The organism is Litoreibacter sp. JB4-2, from assembly GCF_055693445.1.
This window is the reverse complement of the sequence record NZ_CM146334.1, coordinates 776,651-800,830: the sequence shown is the minus strand read 5'-3', so window position 1 is coordinate 800,830 and position 24,180 is coordinate 776,651. Positions and strand designations below refer to the sequence as shown.

23 protein-coding genes and 1 pseudogene are annotated in these 24,180 nt (G+C 58.7%); 9 read left to right on the top strand and 15 right to left on the bottom strand.

Features of this window, described 5'->3' with window-relative positions; genetic code table 11:
* Window positions 1-2: 2 nt before the first annotated feature.
* On the top strand, window positions 3-356 hold the full coding sequence (locus ACZ1G7_RS03975; protein ID WP_472662487.1) for an Mth938-like domain-containing protein: 354 nt from the start codon (window positions 3-5) through the stop codon (window positions 354-356).
* Here ACZ1G7_RS03975 and ACZ1G7_RS03970 read toward each other — a convergent pair.
* Window positions 353-1,009: an SDR family NAD(P)-dependent oxidoreductase gene (locus ACZ1G7_RS03970; protein ID WP_472662485.1), complete on the bottom strand. Its 657-nt coding sequence runs from the start codon at window positions 1,007-1,009 to the stop codon at window positions 353-355. The genes ACZ1G7_RS03975 and ACZ1G7_RS03970 overlap by 4 nt on opposite strands.
* Entirely contained in the window at window positions 1,006-1,461 is a 456-nt protein-coding gene (locus tag ACZ1G7_RS03965) for a DUF1284 domain-containing protein (RefSeq protein ID WP_472662483.1), read from the bottom strand. Before ACZ1G7_RS03965 ends, ACZ1G7_RS03970 begins: the two co-directional genes overlap by 4 nt.
* Window positions 1,462-1,568: 107 nt before the next feature.
* Here ACZ1G7_RS03965 and ACZ1G7_RS03960 point away from each other — a divergent pair, with 107 nt between their 5' ends.
* Window positions 1,569-2,147: a biotin transporter BioY gene (locus tag ACZ1G7_RS03960; protein ID WP_472662482.1), complete on the top strand. Its 579-nt coding sequence runs from the start codon at window positions 1,569-1,571 to the stop codon at window positions 2,145-2,147.
* 268 nt (window positions 2,148-2,415) lie between these two features.
* On the opposite strand, the gene purF is transcribed toward ACZ1G7_RS03960, so the two are convergent.
* Complete coding sequence (gene purF, locus ACZ1G7_RS03955; protein ID WP_472662480.1) at window positions 2,416-3,903, bottom strand: amidophosphoribosyltransferase; 1,488 nt, start codon at window positions 3,901-3,903, stop codon at window positions 2,416-2,418.
* Window positions 3,904-4,027: 124 nt separating this feature from the next.
* On the opposite strand from purF, the gene ACZ1G7_RS03950 reads away from it, so the two are divergent.
* A complete protein-coding gene (locus tag ACZ1G7_RS03950) occupies window positions 4,028-4,585 on the top strand; it encodes an rRNA large subunit pseudouridine synthase E (RefSeq protein ID WP_472662478.1) in 558 nt (185 codons plus the stop codon).
* 11 nt (window positions 4,586-4,596) lie between these two features.
* Here the strand turns inward: ACZ1G7_RS03950 and ACZ1G7_RS03945 are convergent, their stop codons facing one another.
* From ACZ1G7_RS03945 to ACZ1G7_RS03905, 9 genes are all read right to left on the bottom strand, one after another.
* Window positions 4,597-5,196 carry a CvpA family protein gene (locus ACZ1G7_RS03945; RefSeq protein WP_472662476.1) on the bottom strand — a complete coding sequence of 200 codons (600 nt, stop codon included), beginning with the start codon at window positions 5,194-5,196 and terminating at the stop codon, window positions 4,597-4,599.
* A 26-nt stretch (window positions 5,197-5,222) separates the two neighbouring features.
* Window positions 5,223-6,587 carry a DNA repair protein RadA gene (gene radA / locus ACZ1G7_RS03940; RefSeq protein WP_472662475.1) on the bottom strand — a complete coding sequence of 455 codons (1,365 nt, stop codon included), beginning with the start codon at window positions 6,585-6,587 and terminating at the stop codon, window positions 5,223-5,225.
* 43 nt (window positions 6,588-6,630) lie between these two features.
* Window positions 6,631-6,945 (bottom strand): hypothetical protein, encoded by a 315-nt coding sequence (locus ACZ1G7_RS03935; RefSeq protein WP_472662474.1) that lies wholly within the window; start codon window positions 6,943-6,945, stop codon window positions 6,631-6,633.
* A gap of 83 nt (window positions 6,946-7,028) precedes the next feature.
* On the bottom strand, window positions 7,029-7,460 hold the full coding sequence (locus tag ACZ1G7_RS03930; RefSeq protein WP_472662473.1) for a paraquat-inducible protein A: 432 nt from the start codon (window positions 7,458-7,460) through the stop codon (window positions 7,029-7,031).
* 446 nt (window positions 7,461-7,906) lie between these two features.
* Window positions 7,907-8,653: an ABC transporter ATP-binding protein gene (locus ACZ1G7_RS03925; protein ID WP_472662472.1), complete on the bottom strand. Its 747-nt coding sequence runs from the start codon at window positions 8,651-8,653 to the stop codon at window positions 7,907-7,909.
* A complete protein-coding gene (locus ACZ1G7_RS03920) occupies window positions 8,650-9,423 on the bottom strand; it encodes an MlaE family ABC transporter permease (protein WP_472662470.1) in 774 nt (257 codons plus the stop codon). Before ACZ1G7_RS03920 ends, ACZ1G7_RS03925 begins: the two co-directional genes overlap by 4 nt.
* Complete coding sequence (gene alr, locus ACZ1G7_RS03915; protein WP_472662468.1) at window positions 9,420-10,439, bottom strand: alanine racemase; 1,020 nt, start codon at window positions 10,437-10,439, stop codon at window positions 9,420-9,422. Before alr ends, ACZ1G7_RS03920 begins: the two co-directional genes overlap by 4 nt.
* A gap of 55 nt (window positions 10,440-10,494) precedes the next feature.
* A complete protein-coding gene (locus ACZ1G7_RS03910; protein ID WP_472662466.1) occupies window positions 10,495-14,361 on the bottom strand; it encodes an efflux RND transporter permease subunit in 3,867 nt (1,288 codons plus the stop codon).
* A complete protein-coding gene (locus tag ACZ1G7_RS03905; RefSeq protein ID WP_472662464.1) occupies window positions 14,358-15,518 on the bottom strand; it encodes an efflux RND transporter periplasmic adaptor subunit in 1,161 nt (386 codons plus the stop codon). The genes ACZ1G7_RS03910 and ACZ1G7_RS03905 overlap by 4 nt, the downstream gene beginning before the upstream one ends.
* 328 nt (window positions 15,519-15,846) lie before the next feature.
* On the opposite strand from ACZ1G7_RS03905, the gene ACZ1G7_RS03900 reads away from it, so the two are divergent.
* The 5 genes from ACZ1G7_RS03900 (at window position 15,847) to ACZ1G7_RS03880 (ending at window position 20,043) form a co-directional block, all read left to right on the top strand.
* On the top strand, window positions 15,847-16,503 hold the full coding sequence (locus tag ACZ1G7_RS03900; protein WP_472662463.1) for a tetratricopeptide repeat protein: 657 nt from the start codon (window positions 15,847-15,849) through the stop codon (window positions 16,501-16,503).
* Window positions 16,504-16,601: 98 nt separating this feature from the next.
* Entirely contained in the window at window positions 16,602-17,915 is a 1,314-nt protein-coding gene (locus ACZ1G7_RS03895; protein WP_472662462.1) for an outer membrane protein assembly factor BamB family protein, read from the top strand.
* A 47-nt stretch (window positions 17,916-17,962) separates the two neighbouring features.
* Window positions 17,963-19,096 (top strand): ribosome biogenesis GTPase Der, encoded by a 1,134-nt coding sequence (gene der / locus ACZ1G7_RS03890; RefSeq protein ID WP_472662460.1) that lies wholly within the window; start codon window positions 17,963-17,965, stop codon window positions 19,094-19,096.
* On the top strand, window positions 19,048-19,428 hold the full coding sequence (locus ACZ1G7_RS03885; protein WP_472662458.1) for a hypothetical protein: 381 nt from the start codon (window positions 19,048-19,050) through the stop codon (window positions 19,426-19,428). The genes der and ACZ1G7_RS03885 overlap by 49 nt, the downstream gene beginning before the upstream one ends.
* Window positions 19,429-19,434: 6 nt before the next feature.
* The gene (locus ACZ1G7_RS03880; RefSeq protein ID WP_472662456.1) at window positions 19,435-20,043 is read left to right on the top strand and encodes a carboxymuconolactone decarboxylase family protein; all 609 of its coding nucleotides are present in this window, start codon (window positions 19,435-19,437) and stop codon (window positions 20,041-20,043) included.
* Window positions 20,044-20,149: 106 nt separating this feature from the next.
* On the opposite strand, the gene ACZ1G7_RS03875 is transcribed toward ACZ1G7_RS03880, so the two are convergent.
* The 3 genes and pseudogenes from ACZ1G7_RS03875 to pyrC form a co-directional block, all read right to left on the bottom strand.
* Entirely contained in the window at window positions 20,150-21,640 is a 1,491-nt protein-coding gene (locus ACZ1G7_RS03875) for a replicative DNA helicase (RefSeq protein WP_472663659.1), read from the bottom strand.
* A 248-nt stretch (window positions 21,641-21,888) separates the two neighbouring features.
* A complete protein-coding gene (locus ACZ1G7_RS03870; protein WP_472662454.1) occupies window positions 21,889-22,578 on the bottom strand; it encodes an orotate phosphoribosyltransferase in 690 nt (229 codons plus the stop codon).
* Window positions 22,579-22,639: 61 nt separating this feature from the next.
* A pseudogene (gene pyrC, locus ACZ1G7_RS03865) lies at window positions 22,640-23,670 on the bottom strand (dihydroorotase).
* 156 nt (window positions 23,671-23,826) lie between these two features.
* On the opposite strand from pyrC, the gene ACZ1G7_RS03860 reads away from it, so the two are divergent.
* The gene (locus ACZ1G7_RS03860) at window positions 23,827-24,123 is read left to right on the top strand and encodes a hypothetical protein (protein ID WP_472662453.1); all 297 of its coding nucleotides are present in this window, start codon (window positions 23,827-23,829) and stop codon (window positions 24,121-24,123) included.
* Window positions 24,124-24,180 lie beyond the last annotated feature (57 nt).

Here is a 24,180-nt window from a genome sequence, read left to right as displayed (position 1 = left end):
CGATGAAGATGATCGAAATCGACTATGACGCGGCCAAGCCCATCGACAGTTATGGCGACGGGTTTTTCAGGGTTGATGGCAAAGTGCATGAAGGCGCGATGCTGATCTTTCCCGACGCTGTACTGGGCTGGGGCGGGTATGACGACGCGGCGGCCATATTGGCCTATACCAACAAGATTGACGTGCTGTTCGTGGGCACCGGCGCGGAGATCGCGCATATCCCGGCAGCTCTGCGCAGCGCGTTGGAAGGGGCAGGGATCGGGGTGGAGCAGATGTCCACGCCGTCAGCTTGCCGGACCTATAACGTGCTGCTGAGCGAAGGCCGCCGTATCGGGGCGGCGCTGCTTCCGGTTTAGACCAAGTCTGATAGCAAACGTGCGGCTTCGTCTTTGCAAGGCGTGAGCGCGTCGCGATCTTCGCCGGGGTAGAACCGTGCCCGGGTTGCCGTTGGCATTGGCTTCGGGTCGAGCACATGGACGGAAATGCCGGTGGCCTTTTCCTCATCCTGCCAGCTGCGCGCGAGGCGCATTTGGGCGGCTTTCGTCAGGCCGTATGTGGCGTGATAGCGTTCTGATTTCACATGGTCGTTGAAGAACACGGCCTGACCTTTGCAAGCTTTCAAAAGCGGCTCGGTATTGGCGATTAGCCGCGCAGTGGCGCGCACGTTGTTCGACAAGGATTTATCGAGGTCTTTCTCATCCATATGCCCAACGGGGCACAATGGCGCCGCGTGGATCGCGGCATGCACCAGCATGTCCAGCTTGCCCCAGCGGTCATAGATCGAGCGGCAGATTTGGCGCATAGCGTCTTCATTGGTCAGGTCGACGGGCACCAGTGTCGCCGCGCCGCCCAGTGCCTGAATGCGGTCGTCCAGCTCTTCAAGCGCGCCGGTGGTCCGGGCGAGAGCTATGATGTGGAACCCCTGTCCTGCGAGATATTCGGTGCAGGCCGCGCCAAGCCCGCGCGAGGCGCCGGTGACCATTGCCAATCTTTGTGTCGTATCTGTCATGGCGCGGGTGTGTCACCGGGCGCGGGAAGGTTCAAGGGGGTATCGTGCAGGCGCGTCAATGCGGCCTCGCACAGACCCAGTGACAGCCAGCTACAGCCTTTGCAAATCTGCTGCAGGTCGGCGGGTTTCACGCGGGTTTGCATACGCGCCAAAGCCTGACCCCAGCTTAGCTGATCGCCGGGCTGGATGCCCAAAGCGCCCGCATGCGCCGCGTCAAGCTTGCCGATTTTTGACTGCGACATGCACCGCGTGCCGACCCGTTTGGGGCAGGGCGCGCAAATGTCATCGGTGGCAGCAACGACGTCGATCAGCGTCTCAGTCCCGCCTTCTACGCGCAGCTGCCCGCGCACGATTGCGTCCATGTTGGCGGTGAAGGCGTCGGAATAGCCGCGCCCTTTGAAGCCCAAAGAGCAGAGAAAATGGTGCGGTCGGTAACGGATGGGCGCGCTCATGTCCCGTGTTTTGCACCGTGTTAGCGCTATTTCAAGGCCCGCTTGCTTGACATCAGATGCCGCGCTGCCGAAAAGCAATGAAACAAATCCATATTGAGGGGACAGACATGACCTTTATGCAAGCCGCCACCGGCGCGGACACGCTTTTGAAGAAAACCCTGATGGTTGTGGGCGGCTCGCTGTTCATCGCAATCGCGGCGCAATTTTCGGTTCCGTTCATTCCGGTGCCTTTGACGCTGCAAACGCTGGCCATCTTGATCGTTGGCCTGTCCTTTGGTTCTCGTTTGGGCGCTTTGACCGTTGTCACCTATCTGCTGGAAGGCGCGGCGGGTTTGCCGGTTTTCGCAAATGGCGGCAGCGCACCGGCGCTTGTCGGTCCGACCGCTGGTTTCCTGATTGGCTTTGTCGCGCTCGCCTATATCGCGGGCTGGTTCGCTGAGCGGACACGCAATGTCGCGCTGTTGATTGCCGGTGCTGTTCTGGCGTCGGTCGTTCTGTACATTCCGGGCGTTGCCTGGCCGATGTATCTGGCAGAGGTCGCCGGGATCGAAGGCAAATGGGTCGCGTCCTCGGCCTCGTCGATCTGGACCTACTGGGTCAGCCCCTTCCTGATCGGGGACGCTGTTAAGGCTGTCTTGGCGGTTCTGGCGGTCACAGGCGGCATCAAGCTGCTTGGCCGCGGCTAACACGCCCAACGCCAGTCAAAACGCTTTTTGGCGCCGTCCCTTCGGGGGCGGCGTTTTGCGTTGGATCAAACTGCACGAGCGATCTTAGAGCAGGGCCAAACGGCTACTGCATTGTGCCAAGTATGATGGCACCAAAGAATAAAAGCTCAAAGATAGGAAGCCGCAAACCGAACAACCACATAATAACACACCCCCACAGGTACATCGCGTATTGTGGTTAATTTAGTCTTAATACTCAAGAATGGGCTGAGGAAACAGTGTGTTTCTGTTACTCGGCGGCCTTCAATTCAAAGCCTTTGGTGATCTGGTCAGATGGCGCGACCGGGTATTCGCCGGAAAAACAGGCGTCGCAATATTGCGGGCTGCGCGCGTCGCGGCCCTGTGCCTCGCCGACAGCGCGGTAGAGCCCGTCGAGCGAGATGAAGCGCAGCGAGTCGACGCCCAGATGGTCACGCATTTCATCCTCTGACATGGTGGCGGCCAGCAGCTTTTCGCGCTGCGGCGTGTCGACCCCGTAAAAGCATGGCCATGCCGTTGGGGGCGACGCGATGCGGAAATGCACCTCAGCCGCACCTGCGTCCAAGATCATCTCCTTGATCTTGCGCGATGTTGTGCCGCGCACCACGGAATCGTCGACCAGAATGACCCGCTTGCCCTTGATCAGTGCGCGGTTGACGTTGAGTTTGAGACGCACGCCCATGTTGCGGATCTGCTCTGTCGGCTCAATGAAGGTCCGGCCCATATATTGGTTGCGGATGATGCCCATCGCGTAGGGGATGCCCGATTGCAACGAATAGCCGATGGCCGCCGGTGTGCCGCTGTCGGGCACCGGGCAGACCAAATCGGCGTCGACCGGGTTTTCCTTGGCCAATTCACGACCAATGTTTTCGCGGGTTTCATAAACAGAACGCCCGCCCAGAATTGAATCAGGGCGGGAGAAATAGACATGTTCAAAGATGCAGAACCGCGACTTTGCGGGGCGGAAGGGGAAATGGCTTTCCACGCCCTCGGCGGTGATGACGACCATCTCGCCGGGTTCAATCTCACGCACGAATTCGGCGCCGATGATGTCGAGCGCGCAGGTTTCCGAGCTGAGCGCCCAACCGTCGCCAATTTTGCCCAAAACCAGCGGGCGAACGCCCAGCGGATCGCGCACCCCGATGATCTTGGTTCGGGTCATGGCGACCACAGAAAATGCGCCTTCGACCTTGCGCAGCGCTTCTTCCATCCGGTCGGGGATGTTTTGGCCCATGGAGCGCGCCATCAGGTGGATGATGCATTCGCTGTCTGATGAGCTTTGAAAGATCGAGCCGCGTTCGACCAGCTCGCGGCGCAGCGCGTCGGCATTTGTGATATTGCCGTTATGCGCAATCGCAGCGCCGCCCATGGCGAATTCGCCAAAGAAGGGCTGAACATCGCGGATTGCGGTCTGCCCTTTGGAGCCGGCAGTCGAATAGCGCACATGCCCGATGGCCACGGGGCCGGGCAGCGTTTCCATCACCTTATGGGATGTGAAGTTGTCGCGCACGTAGCCAAAGCGGCGGGCGGACTGGAACCCCGCATCGGGGTCATGGCTGACGATGCCGCCTGCTTCTTGGCCGCGATGTTGCAACGCATGCAGGCCCAAAGCCACGAAATTTGCCGCATCGGCCACGCCGACCACGCCAAAAATACCGCATTCTTCCTTGAGTTTGTCGTCGTCAAACGGGTCTGAATACCAACGAGGTTGGTCAGTAGAAGGGTCCACTTGGCGCATGGATGGCAGCTCCGAATCCGCGTGACAGCTTTGTGACAAGAGATAGGGGAGGGTTTGCGAAAAGTCACCCTATGAGTTGCGCTTTAATTGCGTCTTCTCCCCCATATGTGGCAAGGCTGCGGCCATGTCGCGTGTCATTCTATTCAACAAGCCGTTCAATTGTCTGTCCCAATTCACCGATGAAGGCCATGCGGGGGCCGACCGGCAAACCCTGTCGGATTTTATTGACCTGCCGGGCGTCTACGCGGCGGGGCGGCTGGACCGCGACAGCGAGGGGCTGTTGGTTCTGACCGATGACGGCAAATTGCAGGCCCGCATTGCGCATCCCAAGCACAAACTGGCGAAGACCTATCTGGCGCAGGTAGAGGGTATCCCATCGGCTGACGCGCTCACAGCGCTGCGCAAGGGGGTGGTTCTGAAGGACGGCAAGACGGCGCCTGCGAAGATCGACGCCGTGGCTGAGCCGGACTGGCTTTGGCCGCGGAACCCGCCAGTGCGCTACCGCAAGAGCGTGCCCGACAGCTGGATCAAGATCACGATATCTGAAGGGCGTAACCGGCAGGTGCGGCGCATGACGGCGGCTGTCGGCCATCCGACCCTGCGGTTGATCCGTGTTCAGGTGGGGCAATGGTCGTTGAAAGGGCTGGAGCCGGGCACGTGGAAAGACGCGCCTGGGAACTAGTTGCGGCCAGATCAGCCGTCTGTTGAGGTCGGTGGCGTGGTCGCGTTGGGAAGGCCGCCGTCAGCCGCGCAATGCGCAGTCAGGTCGTTATATGTGCCCACGATCCAAGATGGTGCGTCATTGGGGATGACCCCATCAATAGGACCCGACATTTCACCCACCACGCGCGCGGTGCGGCTGTCATCGACCATCGGGATCGCCTGATCTGCCACAACGCGGTCGTAAATCACGAAGGCCACGATGATCAAAAGCACGCCACGCGCGACGCCAAAGAGGAACCCAAGCCCTTGGTCAAGCCCGCCCAAGACGGAGCGTTGAACGGCGCCTGAAAAGATCGGCGTAAAGATCGACACGACCACCAAGGCAAGCGCGAAGACGATGGCAAACGCCGCAATGGTCGCAGGCTCACACCGTTCCAAGAGCGTGTTCACATAAGGAATTTCCTTGGCCAGCGGCATCGCTTTCGGCGCGAAAGTGAAGGCCACAATGGCGGCAACGACCCAACCCGCGATGGAAAGGCATTCGCGCACAAAACCGCGTGAATAGGCCAGAATCGCGGAAATCACGATAACCGCCGCGGCAATGCCGTCGATGATGGTGAAACCTTCCATGTGCTCTCTCTTTTCCTCAAAGGGCGCTATTCGGCCCCGAAAACCTCATTCACGATGGTGACCAGATCGTCGGTCGCCCGCAATGCCATCCCGTCCACCTGTGGCAGCTTCTTCTGAACCGGCGTGATAGCGGAGGCGAAACCAAGTTTCGACGCCTCTTTCAACCGGTTTTCGGCTTGCGTGACTGCTCTTAACGCACCTGACAGGCTTATTTCACCAAAAACCACCGTATCTGCGGGCAAAGCATGGTCTTCGCGTGCCGACAGTAGCGCGCAAGCCACAGCCAAATCTGCCGCTGGTTCGTTCACACGCATGCCGCCTGCGACATTCAGGTAGACGTCCAGCCCCGCAAACGGGATGCCGCAACGCGCTTCCAGCACGGCTAAAATGGTGGCCAAACGCTGACCATCAAGCCCCACAACGGTGCGGCGTGCCTGGCTGTGCGGGGAGGGGGCAACGAGCGCTTGAATTTCGGTCAGCATAGGCCGCGTGCCCTCTATGCCGGAAAACACCACAGACCCCGGTGCGGGCTTGTCGCGATCCGACAGAAACAGGGCGGAGGGGTTTTTGACCTCAGCCAGCCCACGACCTGTCATTTCGAAAACACCGATTTCGTCTGCAGGACCGAAGCGGTTTTTGACGGCGCGCAGAATGCGGAACTGATGGCCGCGTTCGCCTTCGAAATAAAGCACAGTGTCGACCATGTGTTCGACCACGCGCGGACCCGCGATTGCGCCTTCTTTGGTGACATGGCCCACGATGATGACCGAACAGCCGCGCTTTTTGGCGAATGTCACCAGCTCATGGCAGGCGGCGCGCACTTGGCTGACAGAACCGGGGGCGCTGTCGACTGTGTCGATCCACATGGTCTGGATCGAGTCAATGATCACCAGTTCCGGGCGTTCTTTGTCGAGCGTCGTCAGAACGTCGCGCAGATTGGTTTCAGCGGCCAGCTTGACGGGTGAGCTTTCCAGTCCAAGCCTTTGAGCACGCATGCGAATTTGCTGTGCAGCTTCCTCGCCGGACACATAGACAACGTTCATACCATTGCGCGCAAATCGCGCGGCGGCTTGTAGCAAAAGCGTCGATTTTCCGATGCCCGGATCGCCGCCCAACAGGATCGCGGAGGCGTCGACCAAGCCCCCGCCCAGCACGCGGTCCAGCTCTTTAACGCCTGACATCGTGCGTTCAGGCGGGTTTTCTTTTGTTGAAAGATCAGTCAGCTCAATAGCTGTGCCACGCGCGCTGCCCAGTGACTTTTTCGATGGCCCTGCGGAAAGCGGGGCTTCCTCGACTATGGAATTCCATGCGCCACAGGCTTCGCAGCGACCCGACCATTTGGTGTGGGATGTGCCGCAGGCTGTGCAGGTAAAGCTAGCTTGTTTTGCCATGTCGGGTGTCTTCGCTCAGAAAGCAGGCCGGGACAAGGGGCGATCACGCGAAGAGAATAAGGTTGCCGAAATAGACGCTGGCAGCGCCCAGGATAACCTGTGCCAGGGGCAGCAGTTTGCTCCAGCCTTTGTCGTTGTAGATGGCGATCAGGGCTGTGCCGACGCAGGTGACTCCCGCGCTAACCAAAAGGCCCAGATATTCGTAGGTGATCCCAAAAACGACGACGAGAGTTGAGACCGACAGCAACGCGTAATTGAGCCGCAAATTGCCCTTGGTCTGTACCGTCCTGAAAATGGACCACAGCAGAGCCGCAAAAACGCATGCGGCCAGAACAACGCCGAGTAGAAGTGGGATCATGACATGCGCTCCTCAAGATACGGGGCGTTGCGCCCTCTGATTGTGGCGACCTTAGCGGTCCGTGTTTGCCCTGTCATCCAACGCTAAGATTGTGGTTTTGTTAAGATCGAACACGCCAGCGATGCCAAAACACAGGCCGTGAATAAATAAAGCCCCCAACCGGTTTCCAACCGCCCCACGCCCACGCCTTTCGCGATGACGATATAGAGCGCGATCAGGAAAATATCCGCCATGGCCAGCTTGCCCAGCAGCCCGATTGGCCCAAGCCAGCGTTGCGGGGCTGCATTGAAATGGATCAACGCGAGGCCGATTGTTTTGAGGTAAGGCGCGATCAGCGCGAAAATTGTGACGATCACAGCCAGGAAAATGTCTTTCTCCCACAGCGCAAAGAGGCCTGAAAGAACTGAGATTTCCGACAGGCTGAAAAACGGCAAAAGCCCGGCTTTCAGGAGCGGCGCGAACCATGCGATCGGGAAGGCGATCAGCAAAGAGAGGTTGAGAAGGCGTATTGTCATGCGCTCTAAATAAGAATGGCTCACGCCGAAGCGCAAGCCATTCTCATATTGTTACTTGTGCACCATCTAACACGCTCTTCGCTGCCTTGCGGCAACTTATTGATACCCTTTACCCGATTTGCGCGACGCTTACTTTTGGGGTGAGGTGTCGGCGGACATGCAGCGAAATTTTGGCTGCCCTCTGATCTATCGAAGCCATCGGCTCATCTTTAATAAAGCCAACATAGGCGATATTTTGCCGGTTGCGAATAGTAAAATTGACAAAATTGGGGCAATGTAGGGTGGAAAATGACCCAAATTTCACCGTTTTGGCGTCATTGTTTCCATAACGTATACAATCCAGTGTACATTGAGGTTTTCGGCCCCCAACACACACGTGCCGGTTCGGAGTGATTCTTTTTTGTTAATCTTTTGGTGACTATGTCGCGACTCAGGCGGGTTTGATCCTACCGGACGGCCTCTATCGGGCCGGTGGCGGAACCGGACACAAATTGCTCCAGATAGGGGTCGCCTGCATTATCCATCTCGGAAACAGGTCCAGACCATTGAATGATGCCGTCATGCAGCATGGCGACTTTATCGGCGATTGCGCGCACGCTGGACATATCGTGGGTGATGGTCATGGCTGTTGCGCCCATTTCTACCACGATCTCACGGATCAGGTCATTGATGACGCCGGACATGATCGGATCGAGCCCGGTTGTGGGTTCATCAAAGAAGATGATTTCGGGTTCTGCCGCAATGGCGCGGGCCAGACCCACGCGCTTTTGCATGCCGCCTGACAGCTCCGCCGGGAACCGGTCAGCGACATCTGGTTTCAATCCGACGCGCCGCAGTTTCTCTATCGCGATCTCGCGCGCCTCGTCCTTGGGGCGTTTCAGCGCGCCGCGCATCAGTCGGAAAGATACGTTTTGCCAGACCGGCAGGCTGTCAAACAACGCACCACCCTGAAAGAGCATCCCAAACCGGGCCAGAAACGCATCGCGGTCGCCCTTTGTCGCGTCTTTGCCGTCGACGGTGATAAGCCCGGCATCCGGGCTGACAAGGCCCAGCACCGATTTGATCAGGATGGACTTGCCCGTACCGGAGCCGCCAATGACAACCATGCTTTCCCCTTTGGGGACATGCAGGTTGATGTCACGAAGGACATGGTTCGAACCGAACGACTTTTTGACATGCTCAAGCGTAATCATGCAGCGAAAAACACCCCTGTGAGAACGAAATTCGCGGCCAGGATCAAGATCGCGGCAGCCTGTACGGAGGCCTTTGTCGCGGCCCCCACGCCTTGTGCGCCGCGTCCCGAATTCATTCCGTAATAGCAACCCATCAGCGCGGCGATCATCCCGAAGACCGCACCCTTGGCAAGGCTCGACAGGATGTCGGAGGTTTGTAGGAAATCTGCCGTGTTCTGCAGATACGCGGCCTCATTGAAGCCCAGTGTTTTGGTGGCGACCAGGAAACCGCCGAGGATCCCGATCACATCACCCACGCCCGTGAGCAAAGGGACGACAAGAAACGCCGCCAGCACGCGTGGGACGGTCAGGTATTTCATAGGGTGGGTCGACAGGGTCACCAGCGCGTCGATTTGTTCTGTCACCTTCATGGTCGCGATCTCCGCGGCAATCGAAGACGTCACGCGCGCGGCGATCATAAGGCCCACCAAGACAGGGCCCAGCTCACGGACCATGCCGATGGCCACGATCTGGGGTACAACCGCTTCGGCGTTGAAGCGCGCCCCACCGGCGTAGATTTGCAGTGCAAGCGCGCCGCCTGTGAAAATCGTGGTAAGGCCCACGACCGGCAAAGAGAAATAGCCAATCTGCAGCAATTGCTGCCCAAATTCTTTGACGTAGAACGGCGGTCGGACCAGGTGGCTGGCGGTTTGACCGGCGAAGATCGCAATGCGACCGATGGAGGCCAGAAAGGCCAGTGTCGCGGCCCCAATCGCGGCAAGCCAGCTCATTTGACGGCCCGGACGTAGCGACCGCCGAGCGAGGTCAGGATTTCATACCCGATAGTGCCTGCGACATCGGCCAATTGGTCAACGGTCTGGTGTGGCCCGAGGATTTGTAGACTTTCCGGGACCTCGTCCAGATCCGTCACATCCACGGTAAGCAAATCCATCGAGACGCGCCCGGCGAGCGGGCAGGGCGTATCACCGGCAAAAAGCGTGGCTTTGCCCGACATGGCGCGGATCAGGCCGTCTGCATATCCGGCTGAAAGTGTCGCGATGGTTGTTTCCCGCTCCGCCACGAAGGCGCAGCCATAGCCCGCGCTTTCGCCGGGTTGCAGAACACGGGTTTGGACAACCGGCAGGTCGAGCGTGACAACGGGTTGCGCATCCGAAAAAGGCAGCCCGCCGTAAAGCCCAATGCCGGGCCGGGTCAGGTCGAAATGATAGCGTGGGCCCAAGAGCGTGCCGCCCGTTGCCGCCAGTGAACGGGGCGCTTTGACGCCTTTGGTCATCGATATGAAATTTGCGAGCTGTGCTTCATTTGCCGGATGGTCGGGCGCGTCGGCGCACGCGAGATGCGACATGACCAGCGTGGCACCATCTGCCATATCGGGGGACCAATCATAGGTCTCGATCCCTAATCGGTTCATCCCAGTGTCCAGTTGCAAGCCATAGGGCGTGCCCGGCAGCGCCGCTTCATGCCGCGCGATCTGTTCGGGCGAATTGAGCATTGGTGTCAGGTTCGCGTCGCGCAGGATTGCCGCGTCGCCTTCAAGATGACCCGAAAAGACACTGATTTGCGGACCCGGCCCAAGCGCTTCCCGGACTGCCATGCCTTCTTCAGCGACGGCTACGAAAAACTGCTTTGCGCCTGCTTTTGCCAGAGTCGTGGCCACCAGATCTGCGCCCAGACCGTAGCCATCCGCCTTAACGACAGCGGCCGTCTCTGACCCGCTTAGGGCATCGAGCGCGCGCCAGTTATCGGCGAGCGCGCTAAGGTCAATCGTGAGCGTTCCAGTTCCCATTCGCTTTGGGTGAAACATGGCGGCTGGGAGGTCAAGCGCTTTCGCGCATGACCGATTACTCGGCGGCGCGCAGCGGTTTTTGCGGCGCGTCCGGCCCGTCATCCTTGGGCGCAAGCCCATCGAGCGCTTCACTGACCTTAGCGAGTTTCTGTTTCGCCGACGCAAGCGCGCCTTCGACCTTGGTCAAGCTTTCATCAGGATCAACGGTGGTTGGGACGTCCTCTTCTTCGCTCCAAAGCAGGATCGGGTCGCGAACCTTTGCGGCCTGACGGCGCAACAACAGGTCGTGACGGGACCGCGACTTGCGCGATGCGAGCGCGGCCAGCCCTTTGACCGACGCATAGGCGCCAAGCGATACCCAGACGCGCAGGGCCAAAAGGGCGGGTGTGAAGATCAGCGTCAACACGGTCGCGATGCCTAGGCCGAACACCACCGCAGTCGCCAGCTGCTTCCACCACAAAGCGGTCGGGCTGTCGACGGAGTAGCCGCCACCAAAGAAGTCGAGCGACAGGCCGAACATCATCGGCGCAAGGCCCGCCATAGTTGTGATCGTGGTCAGCAGAACGGGGCGGATGCGATCTTCGGCGGTGCGAATGATCGCCTCCAACCGCGGCATGTAGCGCGAATATTCCTGATAGGTGTCGATCAATACGATGTTGTTGTTCACTACGATCCCGGCAAGCGCCACGATGCCGGTCCCGGTCATGATGATGGAGAATTTTTGGTCCATCACCAGCATGCCGATCAAAACGCCAGCCGTCGACAGGACGACCGCCAAAAGCACCAGGCCGGAATTGTAGAAACTGTTAAACTGCGCCAGCAGGATAACAAACATCAGCCCCAAGGCAGCCGCAAAGGCGGAGGACAGGAAGGCTTGGCTTTCTGCCTGTTCTTCGGTGTCGCCCGCCCATTCATAGCTAAGAGATTGGGGCAGGGGGTTTTCGGTTTCGATCCATTCGGTGAGGGTCGCAATGCGTTCATTCGCATCGATGATCACGACGTTATAGTCGCCATCAGCAAACCCACCGGCGATATCGTCAGCAGTTACGCCGTCTGCGAGCGTCTCGATCAGTTCGAACCGGTCGCCTTCGGCACTCTCAAGCGCGCCATTTGCGTTTGCTTTTAGCACTGCAATCGGCGTCTCGTTTTCGACCAGTTTGATCAGGCCCGGCGCGACATCCGCCTTCACGTCAAAGAAACGGGATTGCCCGATCCGGTCGATCTGACCCAGCTTTTGTACTGGCGTGCGGGTGATGAAGTTGGACAGTGGGATGAGGCCCTGTTCGGTGCGAACTTTTAGGTTGTCCAAAGTGGACAGCACGCGGGATTCCTCAGGCAGGCGAACACGGATTTCGATTTCCTCATCCGAGCTGTCGACGCGCATCGTATCGAGCAGCAGTCCGCGTGTGACCAGCTGCACCATGGCACCGACAGTCGCAACATTTGCGCCGTAGCGACCTGCGGCCTCCACATCGACATCAATTTGCCAGTCAATGCCGGGCAGGGGGCGTGTATCTTCGATCTGGATCAGCCCCGGGACAGTGTCGAAATGCGCGCGGGCGATCCGTGCGGCTTCGCGCAGGTCATCCCAATTGTCACTTTTCAGGCGCAAGTTCACCGGTTTGCCGGAGGCGGGACCGCGATCTTGGCTGAGGATTTCGGTCTTGATGCCCGGGATCGCGTCCAGCTTGGCTTGCAGGTTATCAACCACTTGCGTGCCGGTGTAAGCCGGTGCCACCACGTTGCGGTAAATGGTGAACAGACCAAATACATTGAACCAAGGCTCGCTGACGGTCGGGCGGTCATCCCAGTCTGACAACTCAATCTGGACCTGGCCGATTGTGTCCAACGGGCCCGACGCGCCGCCGGTATTGGTGTTCAAACCGCCGCCGCCCGCAAATGCGAAGACGGAGACAATGCTATCGGTCGACAAGGCCGCCTGTTCAACCTGCGCGACCATAGCGTCCTTTTCAGACAGCGACAGGTTTCCGCGGGCCTGAACATATATGATCGCCTGTTCGGTCTCGGACTCGACGAAGAACTCGACGCCATTATTGTTGGCCCCGAAGTAAGAAAATGTGGTGATCACGAAGAAAACGACGCCCGCGATCACAGCCAATGGCATAATTGGGTTGCCCGCGATCAGCGCAGTGAACCTTCCAAAGAGCGTCCGGCGGTAGCCCGCGCGGATGCGCTGTTCTTTGCGTTGCCGTGCCACTGATCCCATCATGACCGAGGCAAACATCGCCGCGAAGACGAAAAAAAGCGCCGTGATTATCATGCGCGGGACGGTTCCCATGTCGCCCAGTGGCAGCAGGTAGTTCGGGTTCAGCACTTGCATGGCGGCGACAAACAACAAAAAGATCGAGCCCAGTGCGATTGGTGCCCGTATCAGCCAAGGCACGCTGCGCGCGCCGTCCGACATAGTGCCAATCAAGCGGCTGATGCGGCCTGAAACGCCGCCCATGACAGGCAGGTAGATCAGCGCCACGATCAGGGACGCGGACAGAACGAAGATCAGGGTGACCGGCAACATGCCCATGAATTCGCCGGGCACGCCCGGCCAGAATAGCATCGGCAGGAAAGCACAAAGCGTGGTCGCTGTGGAGGAGATAACCGGCCAAAACATGCGCTTGGCGGAATCGGTGAACGCCTCCATCGGGCCTGCGCCCTCAGCGATGCGTTTTTCAGCGTATTCAACCACAACAATCGCGCCATCGACCAGCATACCCACAGCGAGGATCAAGCCGAACATCACGATGTTTGAGACGGCAATGCCCATGAGCCCCAGCAAGATGAAGCACAACAGGAAGGACGTTGGGATCGCAAAGCCAACCAGCAGCGCCGAGCGCGGCCCGAGGGAGGCAAGCACGACGATCATGACCAGCGCAATCGCTGTCAGGACGGACCCTTCCAGCTGCTGTACCATGCCTTTGACCTGTTTGGATTGGTCGAGCGTGACGTCAACGCGGATCGCTTCTTGCAGCTCTTGCGGCCATTTCGCCTGCTCGGCGGCAACGGTTTCACGCACAAGGGCGGAGGTGTCGATAATGTTGAACCCTTTGCGTTTGACCACTTGCAGCGCGACGGTGTCATTGCCGTTGTAGCGCGCGGTGCCTTCACGGTCCTCAAAGGTCAGCCTTATCTGAGCCAGCTCCCCCAGCGTCACAATCCGGTCGCCATTGACCTTGACGGGCAGGTCGTAAATGTCGCGCGGTTCATCAAAGCTGGAGGGGATTTTGACTGAAAATGCGCCTTGGTCCGTGTCCACTTCGCCCGCCGCAATCAGCAGGTTGTTGTTGGAGACCACGTTGATCAGATCATTTGCAGTAACGTTATAGGCCTCAAGCGCCAGCGGGTCGATGATCACCTCCAGCATTTCGTCGCGGTTGCCAGCGATGCCAGCCTCCAAGATCGGGGGAAGGCCTTCAATGACGTCTTGCAAGTCCTTGGTGACATGCAACAACGTGCGTTCCGGCAGGTCGCCAGACAGCGAGACAATCAAGATCGGGAATTCGGAGAAGTTAACTTCTTCAATCGTGTACTGCTCTGCGCCGGCGGGGAAATCCGCCTCCGCCTGGCTCATCTTGTCACGGACATCGGCAAGGATCTGGGTCTTGTCCCAGCCAAATTCGAACTCCATCACGATATTGGCGTAGTTTTCGGCAGCGGTGCCTTGCAGCGTTTTTAGGCCGTCCAAGTCCTGCAGCTTCGATTCCATCGGCTTGACCAATAGCTTCTCGCTATCCTCGGCGGAGATGCCGGGGAAGGGTAGCGAAACCACAAGGATCGGGATCTCAATGTCCGGCTCACCCTCTTTGGGCAGGCCCGTATATGCGAAAGCGCCAATCACCACCGACATGGTGATGAAAGCGATAATCATCCGGGCACGGTTACCTGCCCAATCGACGAGGCCGGTCATCCTGCTGCCTCCCTATAGGTGACTTTGATCGCAACGCCGTCGATCACATATTCTTGGCCCACAACGATCACATCTGCCTGTTCGGGCAACCCGTCGAGCCAGACGCCCTGCGCCGTATCCCGCAGGATGGTCACAGGTGCGAACAGGGCTTTGCCATCCTTCGCCAACCGTACCCCTAGTGTGCCTTCATTATTGAGCGTCATTGCCGACGCAGGCAACAAATGCGCCATCGTGCCCTCGGACGCGATGAAGATTTCCGCGGTTTGGCCGTCACGGATCGCCAGATCAGGGTTTGGCACCGACATCTCAACACGGAATGTCCGGGTTTCCATATCTGAGGAGCGTGAAACGAAGGTAACATTGCCGGTCACTTCGCGTCCTGAAATCAGGCGTGCGCCTGCAAGCGCCCCGGTTTTGATCTTGGACACTTCGTTCTCAGGCACAAAGCCAACCAGCTTGATCGGGTCGAGCTGAATAATAGTGGCGCATGCGGAACCCGGCTGTAGCAAGGCGCCCAACTCGGCCGTGTCTGTCTCTAACAGGCCGGAAAACGGTGCGAGTACGTTCAGGCGTTCGATTTCTTTCTTGGCCGTCGCAACAGAGGCTTGCGCGGATTTTACGCCCGCCTCGGCAGCTTGAACCCCGGCTTTCGCAGATTCAACGGCAGCCTCAGCTGAGGAGACAGCAGCGCGGGTTCCCGCAACGCGGGTGGTCGAGGCAAACCCATCTTTCGACAGTTGCTGCGCTGCGTTGTCGTTAATCTTTGCTTCCTCAAGGCGGGAGATTGCTTCGGCCAAACGTCCCTCCGCCTCGGGGATACGTGCCGCGGCTTCGGGGACACGGGCCTCTGCCTCTGCGAGCGCGGTTTCGCGTGTGCCAGGATCGATTTCACACATCAATTGGCCCTGTTCGACCGACGCGCCTTTGCGCAAAGGTTCGGAAACCACCAAGCCAGAGGTTTCCGCGCGCACATCAATCTGGCGTGCGGCCTCTGTACGGCCACGCAGCAGAACGGCGCTGTCGATTTCAGACGCTTGCGACTTCATCGCCACTACGGAGACGACTCGTTCCGTCGTCTCAGGCGCGACGGTCTCTACGACCTCGGTCGGTTGCGTGTCCACTGCTTCGGGCGCATCTTCGCCAGCGGCGAATGACATGACTCTGTCACGCTCAAAAACCATAAAATAAAGGGCTGCGGCCACGATGATGGCAATTACTATCGGTACTATTCGCATCTCTGTCTTTTCCTGCGGCTTTGGCCCACAATTTGTCCAAGTCCTGCGGGGTTAACGCCCCGTCAATATGTGTCATGCTTACGTTACGCTAAACTGACCGGTTTAGATTACTTATTTCAGATCAGAACTGCAAGACGGCTTACGTGCGACCGGTGTGCGTCACCACACTGGCGCTGTGCGAACCCCCTTGTTCCCGATTGAGCCTTCGGGGTAAGAGGCATGACAACGCGCGCGAGGCCAAGAGGGCAATATGAGCAACACAGACAGCTTTATCGAAGAAGTGAATGAAGAGGTCCGCCGCGACCAGCTCTTTGTGATGCTCAAAAAATGGGGCTGGGTCGCCGTTCTGGTGGTTTTGGTCGCCGTGGGCGGCGCTAGCTTTAACGAATGGCGCAAGGCGCAGGATCGTGCAACGGCGCAAGCTTTTGGTGACAGCCTGTTGGCAGCGATTGACGGCGAAGACATGGCCGCCGCTGCACGTGCCGCATCCGAGATTGAAACAAGCAACGCGGGCCAGGCCGCTGTCGCGGGTCATCTCACCGCTGCCGCAGCTTTGGCCGCAGACGACCCAGACACAGCGCTCGCCGCACTAGATAAAGTGCAGGCGAATGCAGAGATCGCGCCGATCTACCGCCAGCTGGCGGAATTCAAGGCAGCGCTTGCAATGCCGCCCGACACAGACCCATCGCAACGCATCGGCGCGTTTGAGCAGATCACCGGTCCGTTTCGCGCCTTGGCGCAAGAACAAAAGGCGCTGGTTCTGATTGAAACTGGCGATCGTGAGCGCGCACTCAGCACATTGCGCGATCTGACGGAATTGGCCGAAGCGAGCCCGGGCATCCAGCGTCGCGCGGCGGAATTGATTGTGGCCTTGGGCGCAGATATCGTCGATACTGAGCAACAATAGCGGCGCGTCTCGGGCATGAAGGCCATGCGCCCGCAAGAGCCGGCGTACGGCCAGAGACGAGGGGCCCAACCGGGTCCGAGGGAGAAGGGGCAGAGCGCTTGAATATTTTTATCAAACCGGTTCTGGGCGCTGCGCTGATTGCGCTTGCGGCATGCGGCGAACGCGAACTTATCCTTGATGGCGAACGGTTCGATGTACGTGGCAACGCGGCGCAAGGATCTGGCGAGGCTGCGGCGACCGTGACGCGCGATTTTGCCGCGCCCGCACCCACCAATTATAGCACATGGACACATCGCGGCGGCGACGCGTCCCGCAATGTGCAACACCCGGCTTTGGGTTCTTCGCTGCAACAGCAGTTTCTGGTCGATATTGGTGCGGGCAATGGGCGCAAGCAGCGCTTGACCGCTGACCCGGTCGTTGCAGACGGACGTGTTTTCACGTTGGATTCCGCATCGCGGGTCGCGGCCACCAGCACGTCGGGCAATGCACTCTGGGCGCGTGAGCTGGTCCCAGCATCCGACAAAGAACGCGATGCGTCCGGCGGCGGGTTGGCTTTGTCGGATGGCGTGGTCTACGCCACAACCGGTTTTGGTGAGCTGTTCGCGCTTCAGGCCGAAACGGGGGCGACGATCTGGCGCCAAAAGCTCGAAGCGCCAGTGACTAGCGCACCAACCTATTCTGACGGCTTGGTCTATGTCGTGACCCGCGACAGTCGGGCTTGGGCGATTGATGCCACAAACGGCCGTATCCGTTGGCAATTGGCCGGCGCGCCAAGCGAAGCCACATTGATTGGCGGCTCCGGGCCGTTGATTGCGGGGAGGGTGGCCATTGTGCCGTTCGGCTCAGGTGAGCTGGTGGCGTCATTGAAACGTTCAGGCCTGCGGGTTTGGGGCTCCGCCGTGGCGGGGCAACGTCGCGGAAAGGCCTATGCCAATATTTCTGACATCACCGGTGATCCGGTCTTTTATGACGGTACAGTCTACGCGGCCAATGCGGGCGGACGCGTTGTGGCGATCTCGCCCGCGTCAGGCGACCGGATTTGGAGCGCAAATGAAGGCGCCTATTCGCCGCCTTTGCCTGTCGGGAATTCGCTCTTCATGATTTCTGATCAGGGTGAGTTGCTGCGTCTGGACCGTGAAACCGGCACACGCATTTGGGGCCAGCGTTTGCCCTATTTCGAGAACCGCAAGGTGAAACGTCGCCAAACAGTCTACGCGCATTTTGGCCCGGTGCTTGCAGGTGGGCGCTTGATTGTGGCGTCCAATGACGGGCTGATCCGCAGCTATGATCCCGCGACGGGCGCGTTGACAGGCACAACGCCAATCCGGGGCGGGGCTGCGTCAAACCCGGCCATTGTCGACGGCACTATGTATATCGTCACCGAAAAGGGCCAACTCGCAGCTTTCCGTTGATCGGATTTGTCTGTAAGAGCCGGGCCTTATCCTTTTAAGTGAGTCCCATGTCCTTTACGCTCGCCATTGTCGGCCGCCCCAATGTGGGCAAATCCACGCTGTTCAACCGTTTGGTCGGCAAGCGCTTGGCGTTGGTCGATGACCAACCCGGCGTAACCCGCGACCTGCGCGAAGGTGCTGCGCGGCTGGGTGATTTGAAATTCACCATCATCGACACGGCCGGGCTGGAAATGGCCACCGACGAGTCGCTGCAAGGCCGGATGCGGATGCTGACCGAACGCGCTGTCGGCATGGCCGATGCCTGCCTGTTTCTGGTCGATGCCCGCGACGGGGTGCTACCCGCCGACGAAATTTTCGCCGATATCCTGCGCAAGAAAAACGCCCATGTGATCCTTGGGGCCAATAAGGCAGAGGGCAAAGCCGGTGAGGCGGGGATGATGGAGGCCTATTCCCTGGGCCTTGGCACGCCAATAGGGCTGTCAGCGGAGCACGGCGAAGGCATGGCCGATCTTGCTGCGGTCTTGCGCCCACTGATCGATGCGGCAGCGGAAACGGCCGTTGCTGATGAGCCGGAGGTCGAGGTTTCGGTTGAAGAAGGCAGCGACGAGGAACATGAATATGTCGCGCCAAGCGCTTCAAAACCTTTGCAAATCGCCGTTGTTGGTCGCCCAAACGCAGGTAAGTCGACATTGATCAACCAGATCATTGGGGAGGACCGTCTGCTGACGGGCCCCGAGGCCGGGATCACCCGTGACGCGATTTCTGTGATGACAGAATGGGGTGGGGTACCGACCCGTATTTTTGACACCGCAGGCATGCGCAAAAAGGCCAAGGTGCAGGATAAACTGGAAAAGCTGTCCGTCTCTGACGGGTTGCGCGCCGTAAAATTTGCCGAGGTCGTAGTCGTCCTGCTGGACGTGGATATCCCGTTTGAGCAGCAGGATTTGCGCATCGCTGACTTGGCAGAGCGCGAAGGGCGTGCCGTTGTGGTTGCCGTCAACAAATGGGATCTTGAAGGAGCAAAGCAGGAAAAGCTACGCGACCTGAAAGAGCAGTTCACCCGGCTACTGCCGCAGTTGAAAGGCGCGCCGCTGATTACGGTGTCTGCGCTGACAGGCAGGGGTTGGAGCGTTTGCGCGAGGCGATTTTGGAAGCGCATGAGGTTTGGAACCGTCGCGTAACCACATCGCAGTTGAACCGCTGGCTCGTGGGCATGCTTGAACAGCACCCGCCGCCCGCGCCGCAGGGCAAACGCATCAAGCTGCGCTACATGACCCAAGCCAAATCGCGCCCGCCGGGGTTTGTGGTCATGTGTTCGCATCCTGAATTGCTGCCAGCCAGCTATACGCGTTACCTGGTCAACGGGCTGCGCGAAGATTTTGATATGCCCGGCACACCGATCCGCATGTTCATGCGATCACAGGCGGAGGCGAACCCGTATAAGGGCCGTAAGAAAGCCGGGCCGTCGAAGCTGCGCAAGCATATCGGGAGCAACCCAAACCGCGGGGAGTAAAGGGTCATGAGCTGGATCAAGACCATTCCATACGAGGACGCCGATGCCCGGCTAAAGCTGCTTTATGATCGGGTCAAAGGGCCCGACAACAATGTCGACAATATCATGATGGCCCATGGCCTGCGCCCACATTCGATGGAAGGGCATATGGTGCTGTACAAAAACGTGCTGCACCACGCCTCTAACACCGTGCCGAAATGGTATCTGGAGGTTTTGGGCGTCTGGGTCAGTTTGCTGAATACGTGCAGTTATTGTGTCGAGCATCATTTTGCAGGGCTACGGCGTTTGCTGAATGATAACGAACATGCCAATGAAATTCGGGCGGCCTTGGCGGCCGGTGAGGTGTCTGCGACGCCGCTAGAGCCGCGCCATCATGCTGGGCTGGTCTATGCTGAGAAACTAACCCGCGCGCCGGGTGAGATGGTGGAATCAGATGTCGCGGCTTTGCGTGAGGCAGGATGGCAGGACGGTGAAATCTTGGAAATCAACCAAGTCACAGCCTATTTCAGCTATGCCAACCGAACCGTGTTGGGTCTTGGCTGTTCAACCGATGGCGACGTCCTTGGCCTGTCACCCGGCAATTCGGATGATCCCGATGATTGGGGCCATGTCTAATCCAACTGTGCGCTTGCGCGCGCATTAAGTTCTGCGCTCTTGGGGCGTTTCACGCCCCGCCGCGCGGGCATCCCCCAGAGGATATTTGTGACCAAATGGAAAGGCTTTAGAAGCCTGCGGCCTCTTCACCGTCATTTTGCCATGGCTTGGCGAGGTTGCCGAAGCGGGTGTAGCGGCCTTCAAAGCTAAGCTCGACCGTGCCGATGGGGCCGTGGCGTTGCTTGCCGATGACGACCTCGGCTTTGCCGTGAAGTCGTTCCATCTCTTCTTGCCAGACAGCCATTTTTTCGAGGTCGTGGTCGCCGGGTTTTTCGCGTTCTTTATAGTATTCCTCGCGGTAGACGAACATGACCACGTCGGCGTCCTGCTCGATCGAGCCGGATTCGCGTAGGTCGGACAGCTGCGGGCGTTTGTCTTCACGGTTTTCGACCTGCCGCGATAGCTGCGACAGGGCGATGACGGGGATGTCCAGCTCCTTGGCGATTGCTTTCAGGCCTTGGGTGATTTCCGAGACTTCGTTCACCCGGCTGTCTTTCGCTGTCGCCGGGCGAACCAACTGCAAATAGTCGACGATCAAAACGTCCAAACCATGTGTCCGTTTCAACCGCCGGGCCCGCGCGGCCAGCTGGGAGATCGGAAGCGCGGGTGTGTCGTCAATAAAGAGCGGGCAGGATTCGAGTGCCTTGGCCGCCTCAACAAAGCGGCGGAATTCGACCTCGGTCATATCGCCTTTGCGGATTTGCTCGGAGGGGACCTCTGCGGCCTCCGACAGAACCCGGGCGGCGAGCTGTTCGGCGCTCATCTCAAGCGAGAAAAAGCCAACTGCGCCGCCTTCGATTGCGCCTTCGACACCGTCGGGCGTCATGCCTTTTTTGTAGGCTTTGGCGATGTTGAAAGCGATGTTGGTGGCAAGGGAGGTTTTGCCCATGGACGGGCGACCGGCCAGGATCAAAAGATCCGAGCGGTGCAGACCGCCAAGTTTTTTGTCCATATCGTTGAGGCCGGTTGAGATGCCAGCCATGCCGCCTTCGCGCATATAGGCGGCATTTGCGACCTGCACGGCATCGGTGACAGCTTTAAGGAAGCTTTGGAAACCGGATTCAGATTTACCCTCTTCGCCCAGCTTGTAGAGACGTTGTTCGGCATCAACGATCTGGCTTTTCGGGTCGCTTTCCGTGTCAACCAAATGCGCACGGGCCGAAATTTCTTCGCCCAGGCCGATCAGTTCGCGCCGGATGGCAAGATCATAGACCATTTGCGCATAGTCGCGCGCGGCAAAGGACGAGATCGAGGCGCCTTGCAGGCGGACCAGATAGGCCGGGCCGCCGAGTTCTTTGAGGCCTTCATCTTCCTCGAAATAAGGCTTGAGGGTCACGGGCGAGACGAGCAGGTTTTTGTGGATCCGCGCAGCGGCAGTCTCGAAAATGCGACGATGGACAGGGTCAAAGAAATGTTCTGGGCTGACGATGGACGACACACGGTCCATGATGTCGTTATTGGTCAGTATCGCGCCCAGCAATTGCTGCTCCGCCTCGATATTATGCGGAAGCGCGGTCATGGTCTCGGCGCTTTCGGCCTGACCTTGCATGTTACTCATGTCGTTCATCTGACTGCCCTTCGCCCCTGTTCTTGCCCCGTTCACCGGGTTTGACCTATTCGGGGAGCCCAATCAATCTGGATATCCTGTGGACGGATTGGGGGTTATCAACCGCTCTATCTTGCGGTGAAAGGGGGCATCACGTCAAGATTTTGTGGGGTTTCGGGTTTCCTGAAGGCAGGGCGCCGACTTACCCCGCGCGGTTCATGTCGGTTTCGTGACGTTTGACGCGTAACCTGTCCGAATCGTTAAGACGGGTTGGCGGTTTGCCACGCCTTTTGCCAGTCGCGCGGCGCGTTCAGGAATTTTTCAACCTCGGTCAAAGTCTCCTCGTCGAAGGTCTCTTGCTCTTTCGCGACCGCCAGAACGTCCCACCATGTGCACAGGTGATGCAAGGTGACGCCGTGATCGCCGAGCCGGGAAATCGTTTCCGGGAAAATGTCATAGTAGAAAATCACAGCCGTATGCGCGCAGGTGGCGCCCGTGTCGCGGATCGCATCGACAAAAGACAGTTTGGAGCCGCCATCTGTGGTCATATCTTCGACGAGCAGCGCGTTTTGGCCTTCGGACATTTCGCCTTCGATCCGCGCATTGCGGCCGTAGCCTTTGGGCTTTTTGCGCACATAGGTCATAGGCAAAGCCATGCGTTCCGCCACCAATGCGGCGAAGGGAATGCCGGCGGTTTCGCCGCCTGCGATATTGTCAAACGCCTCAAACCCCGCGTTGCGCATGACGGTGATGGTCAGGAAATCCATCAGGGTCGAGCGGATGCGCGGATGAGAGATCAGCTTGCGGCAGTCAATATAGCTGGGGGAGGGCAGGCCAGAGGCCAGAATGAACGGTTCGCGAGTGTTGAAGTTGACGGCCTTGATCTCGAGCAGCATCGCGGCGGAGAGACGGGCGATTTCTTCCTTGCTGGGGTAGCTTGAGGGGATCATCTGGTCATCCTTCTTGTTGTCGCCGGAGCCTTCGGCGAGAAAATTTTTAAAACAATGAAGCCTAGCTCACGCGCCAATGCAGCGGCATTTGCGGATCAAACACGGTGACAGGCCCCGCGCCTGTGTCGATTTTGTCGGGATAGGCGACAGGGTCACCTTTGGTGAGTGTCAGTGTGCCCTCATTCGCGGGCAGCCCATAGAAGGCAGGGCCGTGGAGCGATGCGAAACCTTCAAGCTTGTCGAGCGCGTCGTCTTGTTCAAAAACCCCGCCAAGATCGACATCGTATTGGTTGCCGTAAAACACCCGGCGCAGCCGCAAGCATGTTCTTTCAGCGCGTCGATATGGGGCGCGCTGTCAGTGCCCAGAAAGAAGGTCGGATCGCCGGAGGTCGCAGCGCGGCGCAATGCGAGACGGTGTTCTTCGCGTTTGGCGACTGGCAGGCAGTAGTAGTGCGGCTTGATGCCGCCCACCAGAATGTCGTTGCGGTTGATAACCAGGTGATGCGTCGTGATCGTGGCGCCGGTATTGGCGTGGGCTGCGGCGTAATCGACGCCGTCTTTCGTGGTGATATGTTCCATCACGATTTTCAGCTCGGGCAGGTTTGTGCGGATCGGGTCGAGGACGCGGTCGATGAACACGGCTTCGCGGTCAAAAATATCGACGTCATGATCCGTGACTTCGCCATGGACGCAAAGCGGCAGGCCGATTTGGGCCATGGTTTCCAGCTGGCGGCGCACGTTCTCAAAATTCTTGACGCCAGAGGCGGAGTTCGTCGTGGCACCCGCCGGGTAGAGCTTTACCGCCGTGATCAAACCGATCTCATGGGCGGCGCGCAGGTCTTTGATATCGGTCTCTTCGGTCAGGTAGAGCGTCATCAACGGCTTGAAATCGGAATTGTCAGGCTTGGCCGCCATAATCCTGTCACGATATTCGGCAGCGTCGCGGGCGGTGACGACCGGGGGCACAAGGTTCGGCATGATGATTGCGCGGGCAAAGTGGCGGGTTGTTTCGGGCAAAATACCTTTCAGCATCTCCCCGTCGCGCAGGTGTAAATGCCAATCATCGGGGCGCCGGATGGTGATGGTTGTCATGACGTAAGCTCCCCCGATGGCGCGTTTTAGGTGGCATATCCAAAAACTTCGCGCGGGACCAGTGGGGGAATGAGCGGTCGGGCGCTTGGTCCACAGATTTTTGCTGAGACACAGGCGTCGCTGCGTTAAACTACGCCGAAACAGAGCGGTGATCTTATGAAGAAAATGTTGGTGATGATTGTTCCGGTTCTTGCAGCCGCATGCACACCGCCCGCCGTGGCGGTTCAAACTGTGCGTGAGGTTGGGCCGGAAGCAGTGGCAAATTGCACGGAACTTGGTCGCGTGGCCGGTGTGCCGGGCGTCTACGGACCTTTTGCAAAACTTGGGCTCAACGATGCGCGCAAGGCCGCGAAGCAGGCGGCGCTAGGGCAAGGTGCGACCGATATCGTGTTTGACTCCGTTGTGCCGGGTGAGGCGCAATACAGGGTCTCAGGGACAGCGTATAAGTGTTAATTCAGGCAGGTGTTGCTTGAGGTTTTACCACATTTTTGCGGGCGAACTCGGCTATTG

Bases quoted from the DNA above. Each gene is read 5' to 3' on its own strand.
- ACZ1G7_RS03920 (WP_472662470.1), bottom strand. From the start codon at position 9,423: ATGAGCTGGCTTGCCGCGATTGGGGCCGCGACACTGGCCTTTCTGGCC.
- ACZ1G7_RS03975 (WP_472662487.1), top strand. From the start codon at position 3: ATGAAGATGATCGAAATCGACTATGACGCGGCCAAGCCCATCGACAGT.
- alr (WP_472662468.1), bottom strand. From the start codon at position 10,439: ATGGGAACTGGAACGCTCACGATTGACCTTAGCGCGCTCGCCGATAAC.
- ACZ1G7_RS03970 (WP_472662485.1), bottom strand. From the start codon at position 1,009: ATGACAGATACGACACAAAGATTGGCAATGGTCACCGGCGCCTCGCGC.
- radA (WP_472662475.1), bottom strand. From the start codon at position 6,587: ATGGCAAAACAAGCTAGCTTTACCTGCACAGCCTGCGGCACATCCCAC.
- ACZ1G7_RS03875 (WP_472663659.1), bottom strand. From the start codon at position 21,640: ATGAGTAACATGCAAGGTCAGGCCGAAAGCGCCGAGACCATGACCGCG.
- ACZ1G7_RS03960 (WP_472662482.1), top strand. From the start codon at position 1,569: ATGACCTTTATGCAAGCCGCCACCGGCGCGGACACGCTTTTGAAGAAA.
- ACZ1G7_RS03910 (WP_472662466.1), bottom strand. From the start codon at position 14,361: ATGACCGGCCTCGTCGATTGGGCAGGTAACCGTGCCCGGATGATTATC.
- ACZ1G7_RS03860 (WP_472662453.1), top strand. From the start codon at position 23,827: ATGAAGAAAATGTTGGTGATGATTGTTCCGGTTCTTGCAGCCGCATGC.
- ACZ1G7_RS03950 (WP_472662478.1), top strand. From the start codon at position 4,028: ATGTCGCGTGTCATTCTATTCAACAAGCCGTTCAATTGTCTGTCCCAA.
- ACZ1G7_RS03965 (WP_472662483.1), bottom strand. From the start codon at position 1,461: ATGAGCGCGCCCATCCGTTACCGACCGCACCATTTTCTCTGCTCTTTG.
- purF (WP_472662480.1), bottom strand. From the start codon at position 3,903: ATGCGCCAAGTGGACCCTTCTACTGACCAACCTCGTTGGTATTCAGAC.
- ACZ1G7_RS03905 (WP_472662464.1), bottom strand. From the start codon at position 15,518: ATGTCATTCGCCGCTGGCGAAGATGCGCCCGAAGCAGTGGACACGCAA.
- ACZ1G7_RS03925 (WP_472662472.1), bottom strand. From the start codon at position 8,653: ATGATTACGCTTGAGCATGTCAAAAAGTCGTTCGGTTCGAACCATGTC.
- ACZ1G7_RS03930 (WP_472662473.1), bottom strand. From the start codon at position 7,460: ATGACAATACGCCTTCTCAACCTCTCTTTGCTGATCGCCTTCCCGATC.
- ACZ1G7_RS03935 (WP_472662474.1), bottom strand. From the start codon at position 6,945: ATGATCCCACTTCTACTCGGCGTTGTTCTGGCCGCATGCGTTTTTGCG.
- ACZ1G7_RS03870 (WP_472662454.1), bottom strand. From the start codon at position 22,578: ATGATCCCCTCAAGCTACCCCAGCAAGGAAGAAATCGCCCGTCTCTCC.
- ACZ1G7_RS03945 (WP_472662476.1), bottom strand. From the start codon at position 5,196: ATGGAAGGTTTCACCATCATCGACGGCATTGCCGCGGCGGTTATCGTG.
- ACZ1G7_RS03900 (WP_472662463.1), top strand. From the start codon at position 15,847: ATGAGCAACACAGACAGCTTTATCGAAGAAGTGAATGAAGAGGTCCGC.
- ACZ1G7_RS03880 (WP_472662456.1), top strand. From the start codon at position 19,435: ATGAGCTGGATCAAGACCATTCCATACGAGGACGCCGATGCCCGGCTA.
- der (WP_472662460.1), top strand. From the start codon at position 17,963: ATGTCCTTTACGCTCGCCATTGTCGGCCGCCCCAATGTGGGCAAATCC.